This window comes from Candidatus Thiodiazotropha sp. AKIB8 (assembly GCF_058244675.1).
In genome coordinates, this window is sequence record NZ_JBSYOO010000051.1 from 231338 (window position 1) to 247923 (window position 16586).

11 protein-coding genes are annotated in these 16586 nt (G+C 48.3%); 4 read left to right on the forward strand and 7 right to left on the reverse strand.

Annotation, left to right across the window (positions count from 1 at the left end; all coding sequences use genetic code 11):
- Positions 1–2: 2 nt before the first annotated feature.
- Genes AC4IFB_RS19340 through AC4IFB_RS19350 form a run of 3 tightly spaced genes read right to left on the reverse strand, consistent with a single transcriptional unit; the run spans position 3 to position 5139 of the window.
- Complete coding sequence (locus tag AC4IFB_RS19340) at positions 3–797, reverse strand: energy transducer TonB (protein WP_490778711.1); 795 nt, start codon at positions 795–797, stop codon at positions 3–5.
- Positions 772–2628: a phytase gene (locus AC4IFB_RS19345; protein WP_490781030.1), complete on the reverse strand. Its 1857-nt coding sequence runs from the start codon at positions 2626–2628 to the stop codon at positions 772–774. The genes AC4IFB_RS19340 and AC4IFB_RS19345 overlap by 26 nt, the downstream gene beginning before the upstream one ends.
- A complete protein-coding gene (locus AC4IFB_RS19350) occupies positions 2629–5139 on the reverse strand; it encodes a TonB-dependent receptor (RefSeq protein ID WP_490778709.1) in 2511 nt (836 codons plus the stop codon).
- Positions 5140–5610: 471 nt separating this feature from the next.
- Here AC4IFB_RS19350 and AC4IFB_RS19355 point away from each other — a divergent pair, with 471 nt between their 5' ends.
- The 3 genes from AC4IFB_RS19355 (at position 5611) to AC4IFB_RS19365 (ending at position 7849) form a co-directional block, all read left to right on the forward strand.
- Positions 5611–5763, forward strand: a complete 153-nt coding sequence (locus AC4IFB_RS19355) for a hypothetical protein (protein ID WP_490778708.1) — start codon at positions 5611–5613, stop codon at positions 5761–5763.
- 135 nt (positions 5764–5898) lie between these two features.
- A complete protein-coding gene (locus AC4IFB_RS19360; protein ID WP_490781031.1) occupies positions 5899–6804 on the forward strand; it encodes a GGDEF domain-containing protein in 906 nt (301 codons plus the stop codon).
- A gap of 4 nt (positions 6805–6808) precedes the next feature.
- Positions 6809–7849 (forward strand): AraC family transcriptional regulator, encoded by a 1041-nt coding sequence (locus AC4IFB_RS19365; protein WP_490781032.1) that lies wholly within the window; start codon positions 6809–6811, stop codon positions 7847–7849.
- A gap of 765 nt (positions 7850–8614) precedes the next feature.
- Here the strand turns inward: AC4IFB_RS19365 and AC4IFB_RS19370 are convergent.
- The 4 genes from AC4IFB_RS19370 to AC4IFB_RS19385 all read right to left on the reverse strand — a co-directional run bounded on the left by AC4IFB_RS19370 (position 8615) and on the right by AC4IFB_RS19385 (position 15487).
- Entirely contained in the window at positions 8615–10930 is a 2316-nt protein-coding gene (locus tag AC4IFB_RS19370; protein WP_490781033.1) for an ATP-binding protein, read from the reverse strand.
- Positions 10930–11484, reverse strand: coding sequence for a YfiR family protein (locus AC4IFB_RS19375; protein WP_490781034.1), 555 nt, complete (start codon positions 11482–11484; stop codon positions 10930–10932). The genes AC4IFB_RS19370 and AC4IFB_RS19375 overlap by 1 nt, the downstream gene beginning before the upstream one ends.
- Positions 11485–11771: 287 nt before the next feature.
- Positions 11772–13733: a TonB-dependent receptor plug domain-containing protein gene (locus AC4IFB_RS19380; protein WP_490781035.1), complete on the reverse strand. Its 1962-nt coding sequence runs from the start codon at positions 13731–13733 to the stop codon at positions 11772–11774.
- Positions 13734–14320: 587 nt separating this feature from the next.
- The gene (locus AC4IFB_RS19385) at positions 14321–15487 is read right to left on the reverse strand and encodes a YbfB/YjiJ family MFS transporter (RefSeq protein ID WP_490778702.1); all 1167 of its coding nucleotides are present in this window, start codon (positions 15485–15487) and stop codon (positions 14321–14323) included.
- Positions 15488–15584: 97 nt separating this feature from the next.
- On the opposite strand from AC4IFB_RS19385, the gene AC4IFB_RS19390 reads away from it, so the two are divergent.
- Positions 15585–16463: a LysR family transcriptional regulator gene (locus tag AC4IFB_RS19390; RefSeq protein ID WP_490778701.1), complete on the forward strand. Its 879-nt coding sequence runs from the start codon at positions 15585–15587 to the stop codon at positions 16461–16463.
- The last annotated feature ends 123 nt before the right edge of the window (positions 16464–16586 follow it).

Genomic DNA, 16586 nt, shown 5'->3' on the forward strand with positions numbered 1-16586 from the left:
ATCTATTTCTCCAGATTAAATTGGATCGGCACCACTACCCAGGCCGCTACGTTCAGGCCGCCTTGCCGGGCCGGCACGAATCGCCATTGTTTAACTGCACTGCTGGCTGCCTGATCGAGTCGTGGGTGACCGCTACTTACCTGAATCTGCACAGTCTCGGGGTGGCCTTGGGCATCAACCCTGACCCGCAGTTGCACCTCACCCTCTTCACGCCGCTTGCGGGACATCAGTGGATATTTAGGATCTGGGTTGTGCAGATAGTCTGCATAAAACTGCGGCGCGGAGAGTCTACTCTCGCTAGCGGTGACAGCCGCCGTTTGCAATACCGTGGGGGTGTGCGATACAGGCTCGGCAACAGGTGTCCTGGGAACTTCCTGTTTTTCCACTGGCTTTGGGTGTGGCTTTCTAGTTGGCTTCACCTTGGGAGCCGGCTTCTTTGTCGCTTCAGCCTTGGTTCTGGCTGGTGGGGCTGATAGTTCCTGTATTTGTGGCGCTGGTTCCGGTGGCTGTGGTTTTGGTGACTCAGGTACGGGCGTTTCCGGTGCTGGCTGAGGTGCTGGGGTCCGCTTCTGCTCAGGGGCCTTAAGCAACATGCCGACCATAATACGGGGCTTCTGTGGCTCTGAATGTCGCATACCGGCCAGAAACATCAGTGCCGCCCCATGCAGCGCGATTACGAAGGCCAACGCTATCGCATACCGGACCCATGTGGCCAGCTCATAATCCTGAAGCTGTTGCATGACAAAGCCTACCTGACCCTTATCATCACCATCAGGGTAGATGGAGTGCCTCGGCAATCTCCTGCCATGAGACATATTTGAAGTTTTGCGCTGCATCAGGTAATTGCTTGTAGCCATCCTGCACGATCAGCATGCCATCACTGTAAGTCCGGCCAAAATTGAGTGCTGCGGCTTCCAAACCATCGGTGTCCGAAACCCCATCGATACCCAAATCAGCGTTGATACCGATACGAAATGAGCCGCGATAGGCAAACGGCGGCTCAAGATCCAGCACTGCGAAACTGCTGTCTCCCTGGCTCGATGCAATCAGGTAACTTGCCTGCTGCCCACGATAGATAGCCAACCCCTCGACATCGGCGGTCAGGTGCTGACCCACCGGCAGCACAGGATGAGGCTGATCGTTGAGAGAAGCTTCCGCCCCCAGTGTCCAAATACCGTGATCCTCTTCCGCGATAAACAGGCGTTGCCGAAGATCGTCGACCACACAGCCTTCAGCAAGGCCATTCATGTTGAACCTACGTAGCTCAGTGCCGCTATATCCTTCACCATTTGCCGCTATCGCATATTGCACATAGATGCCGCTTTTATCGTTAACGAATGCCTCCAACCCACCTTGAGGCGGTTGGTAGAGACAGATGCCGTAGAGCTCCTTCTGGGTAGTCGGAATGTGCCCCGCATCGCGTAGATTGCCTTCTGCATCTATTTCGAAGACCACCAGGGTGTTTTCATCCCGTTGGGTCGCCAGTGCCAGGTCAACACTACGCCCGTCCAGATGAACCTGTTGGCGTAGGTCAACATTGTTGATCCGTCCTACATCGAGAAATTGCAGTTGATTACCCTGCAAATCGTAACTCAGCAATCCCTGTTTCTTGTCTGTGCCAAACACCCGGGAGAGAGTGGGATCAATCGGGTTGACCCACAAAGCGGGATCGTCAGCAGAATCACCTCGCTGCGCCATCGACACTGTCTGCCCCTGGGCCTCTATGATAGGTAGGGTTGCTGTTGGGTGATCTTTGACAGGCCATTGCAATGGCTCTGTCCGCCAACGACCCTGGGTACGTACTGACAACCGCCCGCTGGTTGCCAGCACGCCATCCGCATCCTTTATCCGCAGGGAACGGGCCAGGCTCCAGTGACCCTGCTGGCGCAACATCAAACTCAGGTTTTCTCCCTTGGCATCGAGTATTGCGAGGCCACTTGGTACTACGGCCAAGGCTCCAGCACCACCCGCCAATAGACCGTAAGGCCAACGCGCAACAACCAAGTGGCGTTCTGGCACCCCTTCAGCATCCGCCGGGTAGGCCCAAATGCCGAACGTTTCTTCACTGACATATAAGGTATGCGTGATGTCATCCACACGACAATGTTCGCTCCCTGGCGGTAACGCCAGGTGTCGCAACAGACGCGGCTCGGGACCGCTCAACAACCACTGTTCGGCCAAGCCATCTCGGCCGATCAGAAACAGCTGGATAAGTTGCTGGCTGTCCCTATAGAGACACTGGCTTTTTACTGAAAAGGGCTGACCGGGCAAATGGCTGCTGTTGGTAATGATGCCCTTTGATAGATCCACATCAAGCAATACCGCCTGCTGTGCATTTTCGTCGAACACCACCACCAAGGCACCCTGTTCCGTAGGTCGGCTATCCAGATGGGCGCCGCGCAACTTGAGAGTGGCGGTCTCATCTCCTCTGCCATCTACCAGATTCAGACGCTGCTTGTTGAGCGCCATCCAGTATCCACCTGATAGCGCAGCCAGTTCCCGTGCATCTTCCACAGTTGCAGGAAGCCCTGCTGCAACTGGGGGGGAGATCAAGGCAAACAGTGTCATTCCTAACACTAAAAGTCGGTAACGTAACATCTGGTAGACCATCTCGAATAAGTAGAACATTTAGAAAGACGCCACTTTGATGCCCAACCGATAGGTTCGACCATAGCTTTCGTATTGGGCGTTCAGATCCTCATCGTTGGTGTAGACATAGTATGCCTCGTCACTCAGGTTGAGCGCCTCAAACACTAGCTGTACATGACGGCCAATCCTATAGTTTGCCGAGAGATCGTATTGGGTCTGATCGTCCACATATAGATCGCCATCACTGTTGCTGATATCGCCGACCTCAAGCAGATACTCGGACTTGTGGTTGATTGCCAGACGGAGGCTGAACGGACCTTTTTCGTAGCCCAAGGTAGTGTTCAGGGTGAGATCGGACTGGCTGGGTAAGTCGATCTCCCGGGAGACCTGCTCCCCATCACTGTAACCTTTGATGCGAGCCTTCGAATCGGTGAAGGTGGCGTTTGCGGAAAACAGCAGACCATCCCAAGGCGAGGGCAGCTGCCGGAAGGTCTGGGCATAGGCCAGCTCCAGACCGCGCACTTTTGCGTTATTGCCATTGGTGTAGGTTTTGGCTTCACTGAAGTCGCTCCAGATGCCGCTCCCGGCGAGGTCGGTGTTATAGATAAAGTCATCAATCTCTTTATAGAACAGATAGGCCGACATCACTCCTGCGTAACCCATACGACGCTCGAGGCCCAGGTCCAGGTTAGTGGACGTCATAGGTTCCAAATCCGGGTTACCAAATTCCGCCTCGTCATCATCAAGGACATAGCCGGGTGCCAGCTGCTTGAAAGTCGGGCGAACCACAGAGTGAGTCCAAGCCGTGCGCACTGTGGTGTCGTTGTCGAGATCGACGCGTAGCTGAAGATCCGGCAACCAGTTGTGATAGCGATGATCCGCCTCAACGTCAACCAGAGCACCGTCATTCACGCCGGTACCTTTGGCGTTGAAGTCCGTGCCTTCGTAACGGACACCGGCGAGCAGTCGCCACATCCCCTGACTGAAGGTGTTCTGCACGTAGGCGGCATCGATATCTTCGTTCATGGTGAAGTCATCGATGCGCGAGTCCTCTTCATCCAGGTAGGCCGAGCGGTCGATAGTGTCAATAAAATCATCTATCGCTCCAGCGCTGATGCCTGGGCCGAAATCACCATGCGGATAGTCAACGCTGTCAGAGGTGTAGTTGGTCAGCGACGGGTTACCGAAATCATCGCCATCGATCTTCCAAGCGGTGTATTCGTTGCTCTTCTCACGTCGGCTGATTTTGGCGCCAAACTTGAGTTCGTTATCCAGTCCGCCGAGTACAAAATAGCGCTCCAGATCGAAATGCAGATTGTGTTCGGAGTCCTCAGTGTATTGATCCGCCATCTTGATAGAGTCCAACTCATAGTCGGCAGCGGAATTGATGGCAGCATCACCGATCAGCTCCGGCTTTCTGGTATCGGTGAACCCGGCCTGATAGGTCTCGCTGGACTTGAACTTGGCGGAAGAGATGTAGTTCGGCGTGTCCTGGTCCGCTTTACTGATGCCAACCCCCAGGCCCAGGTCCCACTCGCCGATAGTGCGATCCATACCCAACTGGAAGGAGTGGATGTCGTGGGTCTCCTTGCGGGATTTGAGTTCGCGCGACGACTCGGTGTCACCCAAGCTTCCCTCAGTCTGCGGATCGTCGAATTCTATGTTGTGGCGCTGCCGTGTCTCTTCGTCTGAATAGCTACTGAACATCGAATTCAGATAGTAGGAAGCACCGGCCTGAGGACGATATTCAATATTGAACACTCCCCCCAGCCGTTCGCGGGTAATCTGGTAGTCGCGTCGCTCGAACTCCTCCAGGGCAGGTGTAGCACCGGACTGATCCCAGGCACCACCGGTCTCGGTATTGTCTGACCCGAACTCCCGGGTATCAGAGCTGATGCCTGCAGCGATGCCGAGTTTGTCGTCAGCAAACAGATCACTCCAGGCAGCAGAACCATAGGGACTGGTCTTATCAATGTTGGTATTGTTACTCCCACCACCCTCTAGTGAATAGAACAGGCCTTTGTGGTCGAAGGCAGATATGGTCTTCACATCGATGGTGCCACCGATTGAGTTGGCATCCTGATCCGGAGTCAAAGTTTTGGATATCTCCAGCGAGCTGATCAAGCCCGATGGCAATACATCGAGGGCAACAGCACGTGAGTCGCTCTCCGGTGACGGCACAAGACTGCCATTGATAGTGACCGAATTCATATCCGGCGCCATACCACGAATCCGCACATAGCGACCTTCTCCCTGATCACGTTCAATGGAGACGCCGGGAAGACGCTGCAACGCCTCGGCAGCATTAGTATCCGGCAACTGTCCGATGTCGTCGGCATGCACAGCGCTGACAATATTGTCGGCCATTTGCTGTACATCGAGTGCGCTATCCATGCTGGCGGCCTGGCCGGTAACCTGTATTGTCTCGAGTACCTGGGTATCTTCATCTGCCCAGAGCTGCCCGCTAACTGCGGTGGCCACGGCAATGGCAAGAGCCTTACGGCAGAAAACAGCTGTTCGCTGCGAGTTTGTCACTATATTTGCGTGCATCCTACTTCTCCGATTTGACGCCGGATCGGCTCACCATCTCGAATGGCTACGCCTTGCCGTCTGGTTGACTACGGAGCGCAGGATACGCATCAATAATTTCAATTTTTTGACATACCAAACTCATCGAACACTAAAAATCAGTGACTTAGCGTTGCGCGGACATGAATGTGAGCCTATATGCCTTACCTCGCATCGATTTATAAACAACCCGAAACCGTAGCGAGATAAGTGCAGCTGGCAGCAGGATAAAATTTGAGATATCCGACCACTGCTATGTCCTACTAACTTTAACCATTACGGTTGTAACTGATTCATTGCTGTTGGTTTCTATTGATGATTGAGACATGAAAAAGCATCGTAAAGCAGAGGATCACGGCTAGAAAAAACTTACAAGTCATCAGTATCTTAAATAGATGGGGAGAGAAACTCCCCTCTCCCCTTGCGGGAGAGGGGCCGGGGGAGAGGGGGAGAATGAACACCCTGTTTTCAACAAAAATCAGCACAATAAAGATAAAGGATCAATGCGGTTTTATCTTTCAACCAAGTGAAGCGCTTTGCGTACACCCTCTCCCCAACCCCTCTCCCGTAAAGGGAGAGGGGCTTTTAGAGGAGATTGAAAGTTAATGGGGCAGCAGCGATATCCGACAACTAAACAGTGAGCTGATCGAACCCCCCTAACGGAAAAGGGCTCCAAATGTCGCGGATTTGTCATAAACAGGATCTAACATGCCAGATCACCGACTCTGATATGGAATCTACATGTCATCTAACTACCGCTTCGCTCTGTTGACCATGATGCTGGTCGCCGGTCTTTGTATCTGGCTCTATGCCAGCCTTGGTACAGGCAAGCCTTTTGCGGTTTGGAAATGGGTGGACATCGCCAGTGAAGGCGGTATCGCGTTGATGTCAGCGGTATGGTCCCTGATCATACTCACAAGCCGGCCGAGTGGAAGGGTGACCACTATGCTGGCAGGGGGCTTGATCGCGATTGCATTCGGTTCCTGGGTGGATTGTCTGGATGAATTCTTCGCCATCCCCCATGAAGTCTACTGGGACAACTGGTTGGAATCGTTGCCGACCCTGTGCGGTGTTCTAGCGTTGACCGCTGGTCTCTATCTTTGGCGTCAGGAGCAGTTCTCCCTCAACGAACACATGCAAAAGCGAGAGCGCCTGTTTCGAGATCACCGCTCATTCGATCGCGTTACCCAACTGGCCAATGCCGACTATCTGCGCCGCCAGATTCGCTTGGAGCAGGAACAGAATCCCCAGCAACCCTGTGCCCTGATCCTACTCGACGTCAATCAGTTTCATCGGATCAACCGCCAATATGGTCAACCCGAAGGCGATCGACTTTTACAGGCGATCAGCCATCTGCTTCTGCTTAACATGCGCCCGGACGATCTGCTGTGCCGCTACGCCGGCGACCGATTCGCCATCCTCATGCCAGCTACCAACCAACAAGCTGTCAGCCAGGTGGCTCAGCATCTGGAGCGTGTGGTCAACCTGTTGGCGCACCATACGCGAGATCAGAATGAGCGCATCCTGGTCTCGGTCCGCATTGCTTGTGCCGTGGCCGACTCAGAGCCTGACAAATTGCTGCATGAGTTAAATACCGCGCTGGAGCCAACACCTCCCACTGTTCTTAACGCAGCAGTGAGCACCTAGTGGCGTGACTGACTACTACCAAACCAATACCCGCTTCATTCCTGCGAATTACCAGGCGGCGCTGCTGCTCGAATATGCTCGGGACCAAGAGATAGACTGCATAGCACTATTGCGTGGTACAGGCTTACGTCCACAAGAGCTGGTTACCGAGAATAGTCTGCTAACGCCAGGCGACTACCTACAGATGTTGCAGAATCTCAGTGAAATCCTGCCGGATCGTGCCACCAGCTTTATGCTCGGCCAGCAGCTCCTGCCAGGCCATATGGGAAACATCAGTCATGCTATGCTGCATGCTCGCAACCTGCGCCAAGCACTCGATATCCTGATCCGTTACCAGGCCTGGTTAAGCCCGTTGTTGGCCCCCCATTTGATGACCCTGGGTGAGCAGACCTCGCTCTATTGGACCGACAGCTGCATCAACCACAAACTGCGTGGCTTTGTCGTCGAAATGATGATGACCGCGGTCACCGGCATGAGCCGCTGGCTTAGCGGAGTACGCCTGCCTTGGCGATACCATTTCAACCGCACCCGTCCGGCCTATATCGAGCAATATGCGGTACACCTGGGGACGGAAACCAAATTCAACGACTATTTCGATGCCATGCTTATCGACAACGACTGGTTGGACTCTCCCTGGCCACGCGGTAGTGACATGGCCACCAAGGTTGCCCTGAGTGAAGTCGAAAAAGAGAGCTCGCCATCCTTCAGTCGTCAAAGCCTGCTCTCGGCCTTGTATGACTACCTGCATGAGCGCGTTCGTCTGGCTCCCACCCTGGAAAAGAGCGCAGCCGACTTCGGTATCAGTCCAGCGACATTCAAACGACATCTGGCCCAACATGGTAGCCATTTTCAGGCAGAGTTGGATCAGGTGCGTACCCACATCACCCTACAGATGATGTCTACGCAGGGCTACAACAACGAACAAATTGCAGCATACCTGGGTTTTCACGATGCCAACAATTTTCGACGTTCCTTCAAACGCTGGACCGGACTCACACCCTCAGTGCTTCGGATCCATCTGCTTCAACCCAGTATCATCAAATAAAGAAGTGTCATAGTTAATTTCCGACCAATATGTGGACTCCGCATCTCTATTCTCAAGTTCTTGGCTATTGTCAATAATAATGATCTTGTGTTGTTTAAAATATATATAAAACCACTGTTGTCCAGCTTACTTTAACCATCTTGGTTGTAACTGATTAATTGATATTGGTTTCTATTGGTGATTGAGAATTGGTATATGAAAAAGCTTCAGTAGTAGAGGATCACAGCTAGAAAAAACTTACAAATCATCAGTATTATAAATAGGTGGGGAGAGAAACTCCCCTCACCCCTTGCGGGAGAGGGGCCGGGGGAGAGGGGGAGAATGAACACCCTATTTTTATTCAACAATCAGCAAGATAAATATGAACGATCAATGCGGTTTTATCTTTCAATCATATGAAACGCTTCGCGTACACCCTCTCCCCAACCCCTCTCCCGTAAAGGGAGAGGGGCTTTTTAGTTGTTCTGAGAAGATTGAAAGTTAATGGGACATTAGCAGTGATATAAAACAACACTGATGAGGTTCAGAATATAGAAAGAAAATTAGATGAAATATTAATTTGGAAATATCATTTTAAAGAATGGTTGGCATAAAATAGTTTCAGCAGGAACGAATCGTTTAATGCTAGCAGGCCCTAGTATGACGCACCACACTAGAGCACTGCTATCCAGTTCTCAATGTGGGAATAGCCAATCGATGCATGTCACCTTTTGATCAAGAATATGCTTGAAACTCTGAAAGTGAACAATCTGGTCGCCGGGTATATTAAGCCCTGAAGTGTGTATTGAATCTCTTAATTTGAGAAAGAAGTGCAGAAACGCCGTTATCAATTAGATCTTCTGGTTGGTGTTGACGCTTCATGATCGATTTAAGATACATCGCTTTACTGTGAATGGAGGTCGCGCCGCTACTGCTTGCAGATCCCGCGAGTTTATGAATAGCTTGATATAGTGTTGTGGTGTCATTTTCTGCGGATGCTTTGCGAATTGAAGTTTCAATAACAGGCAGCATAGCGAGGAACTCTTTCAGTATCAAACGAGCCGCCTTCTGATTGCCTGCTACACTTGCAAGCGCGACATCCCGGTCATAGACAGGGGTTTCGGCAGAGATTCTTGGTTGAGAGGGGGCTGGCTTAGTCTGGTAATTAACGTTATCGCACCATTTGGCAATAATTGCGTAGAGTTGTTCTGGTAGATAGGGTTTAGCAAGCATGTCATTCATACCAGCGTCAGCAACTTCCAGGCGTTTCTCAGGTAATACATGCGCTGTTACAGCAATAATTGGTGTCTTCTCAGTGGCTGAATTTTCTTTACGCAGCTCTTTTGCTGCCTCGATTCCACTCATGACCGGCATTTCCAGGTCTAGTAAAATCAGATCAAAACGTTTATCAGCAATCGTTTTCATCGCATCAACTGCACTCTTTTCGGCAACTACATTAGCGCCTTCGTTGATGAGTAGGGTCTTAGCTAACATTAGATTAACGTTACTGTCATCGACTACCAGGATATTCATATCCTGCAAAAGAGCACCATGGGATAGCGCTGGTGTTGGCTGGTCATTTGAGACGGAGGGTACGAGGGATAAACTACGCTTTTTTTCTTTTTGGGGTTTTGTTAGATAGATTGATATGGTAAAGGTTGACCCTTCACCTAATGTACTCTCCAGCGAGATGCTGCCACCCATAAGATTGACCAGTCGTTTAGCGATAACCAGGCCTAAACCTGTGCCGCCGTAGTGGCGGGTGATTGAACCATCGCATTGTTGAAATGGTTGAAAAAGTTGATCCTGTTGTTGTTGGGAAATTCCTATACCACTGTCTTGAATGGTGATCTGTAACCCGACTCTATCATTTTTTTGTGTCTGTTTTTGGATGTTTACTGAAACCTGGCCATGGTCCGTAAACTTGATTGCATTACCAACAAGATTTATCAGAATCTGTCTTAAACGGGATGGGTCACCATATAAAACATGTGGGATATCATCTGCAATATTTGTGGAAAGATTAAGACCCTTTTCCGCGGCCTTAGGTGTAAACAGAACATGTACACTGTTAAGCATTGACGCCAATGAAAAGTTACTGTTTTCCAGCTTGACTTTTCCAGCTTCCATTTTTGAGAAGTCTAGAATATCGTCAATAATATCGAGCAAGCTATTTGCTGAACTGGTAATGATTCGAAGATACTCTAGCTGTCTTTCATTCAGCTCCGTTTTTTCGAGAAGATGTGCGAATCCGATAACACCACTCATAGGTGTGCGAATCTCATGGCTCATGGTGGCCAGGAAGTCACTCTTAGCCTGACTGGCTGCTTCAGCACCCTCTTTCGCCCACTCCAGTTCCTGGGTGCGTTCTGCTACCAGATGTTCCAAGTCTTGTTGATAGGTAGTCAATTCATGATCATATGACTCGATTTTATCGAGCATCACATTAAATTCATCCACCAAAGTGCCAAGTTCATCATTACTGATTCTTTTAGCACGTTTGCTGAAATCACGTTCAGAGGTGACTGCACCCATTGTTGTAAGTAGCTGTCTAACAGGAACAGAAACAAATTTTTGAAAATAGTTGGATAGCAGTAGTGCGAATAACATCGAGAGTATGAATACTCCCAGAATTAAAAGCGATTGTTGAACTAAGGTGGAACGTACATTGCTCATGTCACCAACGATTACAAAGTAGCCAATTAACTCTTCATCTAGGATGATAGGTTCTTCGACCGCAACCCACCCAAACAGAGATTGATTGTCGCTGATATCAGTTTCAGTCTCAGATTGAGAGCTATGATACTCAGCGAAAACTTTACGATTAAGGTTGAGTATTTTTGCATTTACTACACTGTGTTGGGTGGCAAGTGTTGAAAGAATATCTTCAGCCGTTTCTTGATCACGAAATGCAATCGCAGCGCTACTGTTAGCGCCTAATAACTTGGCTAGAGTCTGTAGTTTTGTAATGGCCTCTCCCTGAGCTGAATTGAATTCAAAGGCCATGAATAGAAAAAGACTGAGCAGGAGTACAGAGGCTGCTGTAGTCAGGATAATGGCTTCAATCTTCTGCTTTATAGAAGCATTGAGCAAAATATTCATTATGGAGCTTCCTCATTGATAACTGTCGCCAGGTTAAGAAGGCGAGCACTTATCTCTAAGCCAGCTGCGCGAGTTGCCATGAGATTAATGGTGAACCTGATTTTGTCATTTTGGGTTTGTAGTTTAATCATACCACCATGGTTTATGAAGTTAGGCATCTCACTGATAGTTAGAATTGAATTTAATCTAATTAATTCTAATATATGTTGAGTCTCTTGTGGTGTTGAGTGAGCGAGATAGAGTACATTGCAACTTTTCAGACTGTTTCGTTTTTCGCTAAAATATTCTATCTTTATTGTGCGACCACGTAATGCTTTTCCATCCAGAGCATTAAGGTTATCCGAAAGGTTATCTCTGCCGATTGCACACAAAATAATTTGATTCTGTGACCCACCTGGTTGACCTTCAGGCCAGCGTGTAAACTTTGCAAAATTATAAATAAACACTGCTTTTAACAGGCTGATATTCTGTGCATCGTCCTGCGCTTCAGCTGTACAAACTGTTACGGGAACAAATGTTAAGAATAAAATGTAGACAAACAGCCTTGTTGTCACGTTAATCAATCCAAGTTATAACTATGTTAATTGTATGTGTACAATGCCAATGTAAAATATAATATTCAGCGAGTGCCAAAACGAATAACTGTCTAAAAAGAGGTGAATCAAAAAATACGTTTTGTCTATCGTAAATATCATTAGCGAAGATAATATCTGTATATTTAAAGTAATTTAGAGAGTAAAAAAATGCTTTTGACTAAAGTTATGGGTTAATGTCCTGCGATCAGTTTCAAGTGTCTCATTATTATTTTTCTGTTAGGCATATATAAAACTCTCCAGATTATCTATTGACCAAGGTTGTAGTTTATTTCAGCGTAGAAATTGCGCTCAGGTAGTGGTAGATCGCCAGGTATACTGCTTCGTGTGTATTCATAAGCATCGGTATCAAATAAATTGCGGATCGACGCGGCAATCTCCCAGTTTTCATTGGCTGAAAATCTGAGTGTTGTGTCGGTGATAAGATAGTCATCTAGTGTAGATCTTGTGTCATAATCTTTTCTTGTTCTTTCACCAATCCAGTTCAACTGAATATTCCAATTCCAGCTGTTAATAAAGCTCCAGTCAGCACGGATGTAGGCATCCTGTTTTGGTTCATCAACTGCGCGAAACTTACTTTCATCTTCATCTCGAATGGTGTAATTGCCGGATACTCTCAAGTTATCAGCCATTTGCCATTTCATCTCAAGCTCAATGCCATGTATTGTGTGTTTACCAATGTTGGTGAATCGGCCTGTTGTTTCACCTGGAGCGGTTACATCATCGATGAAATCAGATTGCTGATATTGGAAGAAATTAACGCCAATATTTGCATCGGGACTAAATACATATGAAAAGGCTAACTCTATTGTTTCTGAACGCTCTGGCTTGAGCTCGGAATTAGGGAGGGCATTGGAAGTTATTGTGTATAATTCCTGGTACGATGGCGGTCGAAATCCACGACCATAAAATAGCTTGGAAGTCAGATTGGATGTGGTCTCCCAAACCAGTGCCAAGCGTGGATTAAATGTTCCACCAAAGTCAGAATAGTAATCGTATCGGGCTCCTGTGGTCAGTTCCCAATCATTGGCTAGTTGCCAGATATCCTGTAAAAACAGATATTGGATTTTTCTCTTTTTCTCTGGAGCAAACGCATATCGCGTATTGCTCACTTCAACCAGACCACTCCCAACCGGAATTGGATTGCCATCAGCTCCTATGCCACTATTTATACTCTGCTCAACATCGTATAAGTCCTGCCAAATGTATCCAGTTCCTATACGAATCGAATGCTCTTTCAAGCCATTGTATAGACCGCTTGTCTCAAATGATATTCGTCGTTCTGCTGAACGCATTTGGTTAAGAATGCCGATGGTATTTGCATTAGATTGAGCACCAGGGGGGAGCTCTTGAAAGCCATCACCTGAAGAGTATTTGTAATCTTGGTATCGTAACTCTGCTTCAATATTCCAGTTCGGTAAAAAGTGGTCATTATTATAGAATAGGTCGGCATTTAACCGTTTATCATTTGCTTCTGTCACAGGGTCAAGAACTCCACGTCCAGTCAATCCTGTCTCTATGTCACTATGATGGGCGTAGTCCAAATTCAAGCGCCATTCAGAGTTGACTGCATATAGTCGTATCTCTTCACTCCGCCACCCATATTGTGCCCTGCCCGGAGCAAGTGAGGCGTCTGTCCCATCTCTACTGTCAGCTATTGTTTGAGCATCAGTCTCGATTTTAGGCCCATGTCCATCAGTTTTGTGGAAATCCATACTCAAACCAATATCAAAACCATCCCAGTTACTGCCGTATTGCATCCAGCCAGTATTGGTGTCAAAACTACCACTGCGGATACCTACCTTGGTCTCATTGATCTTTCCAGCTGTTTTGGTGATAACGTTGACAACGCCTGCTGAGGCATCCGCGCCAAAAAGTGCAGATCCTGGACCACGGATGATCTCAATACGTTTAATGCTACTGGTAGGTACGCCTTTCCAAAAGAATCCAAATCCCCACATCAGATCGCGCATCGAAACACCATTAATCATTAACAGTGTTTGATTAGCAGTTGCGCCTCTAAACTGAATCAATGGACGAAAACCAAAGTGGCTGGCTCTGACGTGAATTCCTGGAACACTCTCAAGGATTTCAGAGAGATTGGTTGACCCTGTAGCTCTAATATCTTCTTCAGTGATAACTGTTACAGCTGCGGGTGCTTTGGCTACGGTCTGTTTAGTATCGGTGGAAATGGTGATTTCCAGATCCATCAACTCTTCTAGGCTGAGTGATAGGAAATGATCGAGTTTTTCCTCATTCTCAGCATATGTGTCGAAACTGAGAAGAGGTAACACCGTAAAAATAATATAGTATCTGCTTGGCATATTAGCTTAGTGCTCAATAAAACCTGGTGAGATCAAGTCTGTGAGACAAACTGGGTTAAGTGATCGTGACGATCAAGTATTTGGGATTAAGACAAGGGCTGAGCGGGAAGTGCGTGCCAGTCGAATATCGTTATCTGAAGAGGTATTGTCTTTATGATTCATAGTCCTTTACGCCATAGCTGGTCATGGGTTTCTGATCCCTTGGATCGTAAGCGTCCACGATAAATCTATCGTACACAATTGCTATTGTAATTTAAAAGTAGCAGAAAGTTATCAGGGATTGATAGATTATTTGATACAGGCATAGATATTTTATCCCTCATACGCTTCTAAGGGGCATCTGGGTGTAGTGATGGGGGTAGGAAATAATATCCTGAACTACTGGTGGGTGGGTTTTTCAATGCTGTGTATTAAGGGCGCCACTATTAACTGCTTATGCCCTTAAGTAGATCAGGCGAGTCAATTGCAGCGTATCAGGAGAATTCCACTCCTTTCAGCCGCCATAGAATGATTGCGCCTATCACCATCATTATTGCCGCAAAATAGAGCCCGCTTTGATAGTCACCACTATAGGCTGCTATTGCTCCAGTGATAGCAGGTGCAATAATCTGGGCAATACCATAGGAGACAGTCATCTTGCCCATCATTTTTGCAGGACGGGTAGGGTAATATCGCCCTGCCATAGTCAGAACAAGACTGACAATTCCAATAAAAGTGCCGCCAAACAATAGCGCCCCAACTAGGGCATATGTAAGCTCTGCTTCTACTACTGGCAGTAGAATCCCGACAATCTGAATTACAAATGCGATAATTAACGCATTCAGATAGCCGGTTTTGCGCGCTATAAGATCCCAGACAACACAGGCAGGGGTGGCGGCCAAACCAAGAAGTAAAAAGGTCCAGGCGCCGTTTCCCTCAAGACCAGGTATTTGATCCACGATAGCAACGATAAAAGTGGCGCTTACAACATAACCCACACCGGCACAAAAATAGGCTGCCATAAACAGATGCAGAAATAGTCTACTCGGTGGGTTGTCACTCATTACTTGCCCACTTCTAGTCAACGTTGCTGTTTCTGGGGGAGGTAACCAGCGCCATGCAGGAACGAGTAAAAACAGCCCCAATAGGGTGAGTAGCATCCACTGCTGACTCCAATCCAGGTGGGATCTCATCAATTCAACTACTGCAGCACATAGAGCGATCCCTGCGCCGATACCGGTGAAGTGAATACCCAATTCACTGCGGTGGTCATGCCGAATCAACCAATTGAGGATCAATCCTGAACCCAATAGAAGGCCTGCGGCGCTACTCAGTCCGGCAAAAAAACGCAGCAGGGACCAGATCCAGAAATTTTCCGTTAAGCCCATGCCAAAAGTGGTGACAAGCGCAACAACCAGTCCCAGGCGATATAGACGATCTTTGAGAATCAGATCACTGGTCAGTGATGCGATAATTGCACCGCAAAGGTAGCCAATATAGTTAATAGAAGCCAGCCACCCGGCTTCTGATACACCAAGGGCAGCTTGTTGTTGCATGATCGGCAGTAGAGGGGTGTAGGAGAACCGCGCAATACCCAAGGTCAATATCAGGCTGAGAATGCCTGCTCCAAGAACTTTTAAGCGTTCAGATTGTTCGTTCATTAACTCTCTCTTGAATTTATACAAGAGAACTTACATACTTCCTGGTATCAAATAAAGCGAATATTATAGAAGAAAACGTTCGGTAATGGAGAAGGGTGTGGAGTTGATATCACTGCATACATTCAGAGCGGTTGTCGAGGAGGGTGGGATTTTATCGGCTTCCCGTAAGTTGAATACAGTCCAATCCAATGTCACTACCCGGATCAAGAGATTGGAAGAAGAGTTGGATTCGGAGCTTTTTTATCGTAAAGGGCGAGGTTTGACATTGGCACCAGCCGGTCGCGTGCTGTATGACTACGCACTGCAGATTTTACAAATGGAAAATCAGGCCTCTGCCGCAGTGAGGCAAGTTGGCGAGCAATCTGGCGAATTACGTATTGGCGCAATGGAGACTTTTGCCTCGTTACGTCTGGCCCCGGCATTAATGCGGCTGCAACAGGATCACAAAGGCGTTGAGTTACGTGTCGAGACAAATACCTCATCAGCATTAGTTGAGCAGGTACTCAACCATAAACTGGATTGTGCATTTGTTGCCGGTATAGTGAATCACAGTGATCTACTTGTGTGTGATATCGGCAGAGAAGAGCTGGTTTTGGTGCGTGCAAAACATGGCCATTCTCAATCACAACTGATACTGTTTCGTGAAGGCTGCGCCTATCGTGAGCGCGCCTTGTCCTGGAGGCGGGAGAATGGTCAGCAAGTCAGTGAAATCATGGAGCTCGGGACGCTCGATGGGATACTGGGTTGTGTCGCTGTAGGGCTGGGGTATACGCTGATGCCGGCCTGGGTGGTTTCTCAAAGTCGATATGTTGAAGATCTTGTAGTTGAACGCATACCTCCGCATCTGGCTATGGTTGCAACGGTTATGGTTAGACATAAGCAGGGAGTGCCGTTGAAGGCACTTGAAACTCTGGCCCAGGCGGTGATTGAGTCAACAGAAAAAATAGATGCTGTAACAAGGTTGAAAGGGGCCTAGGGCGAATGGCACTTACTTAAGGGGATTTGTTACGTAGAACGAGAATTTTCTGAGGTAACCAAGCTATTTTGGTGGGGCAGGGCCCCACCCTACGCCCTGAATTGAACGGTAGGGTGGGGCCCT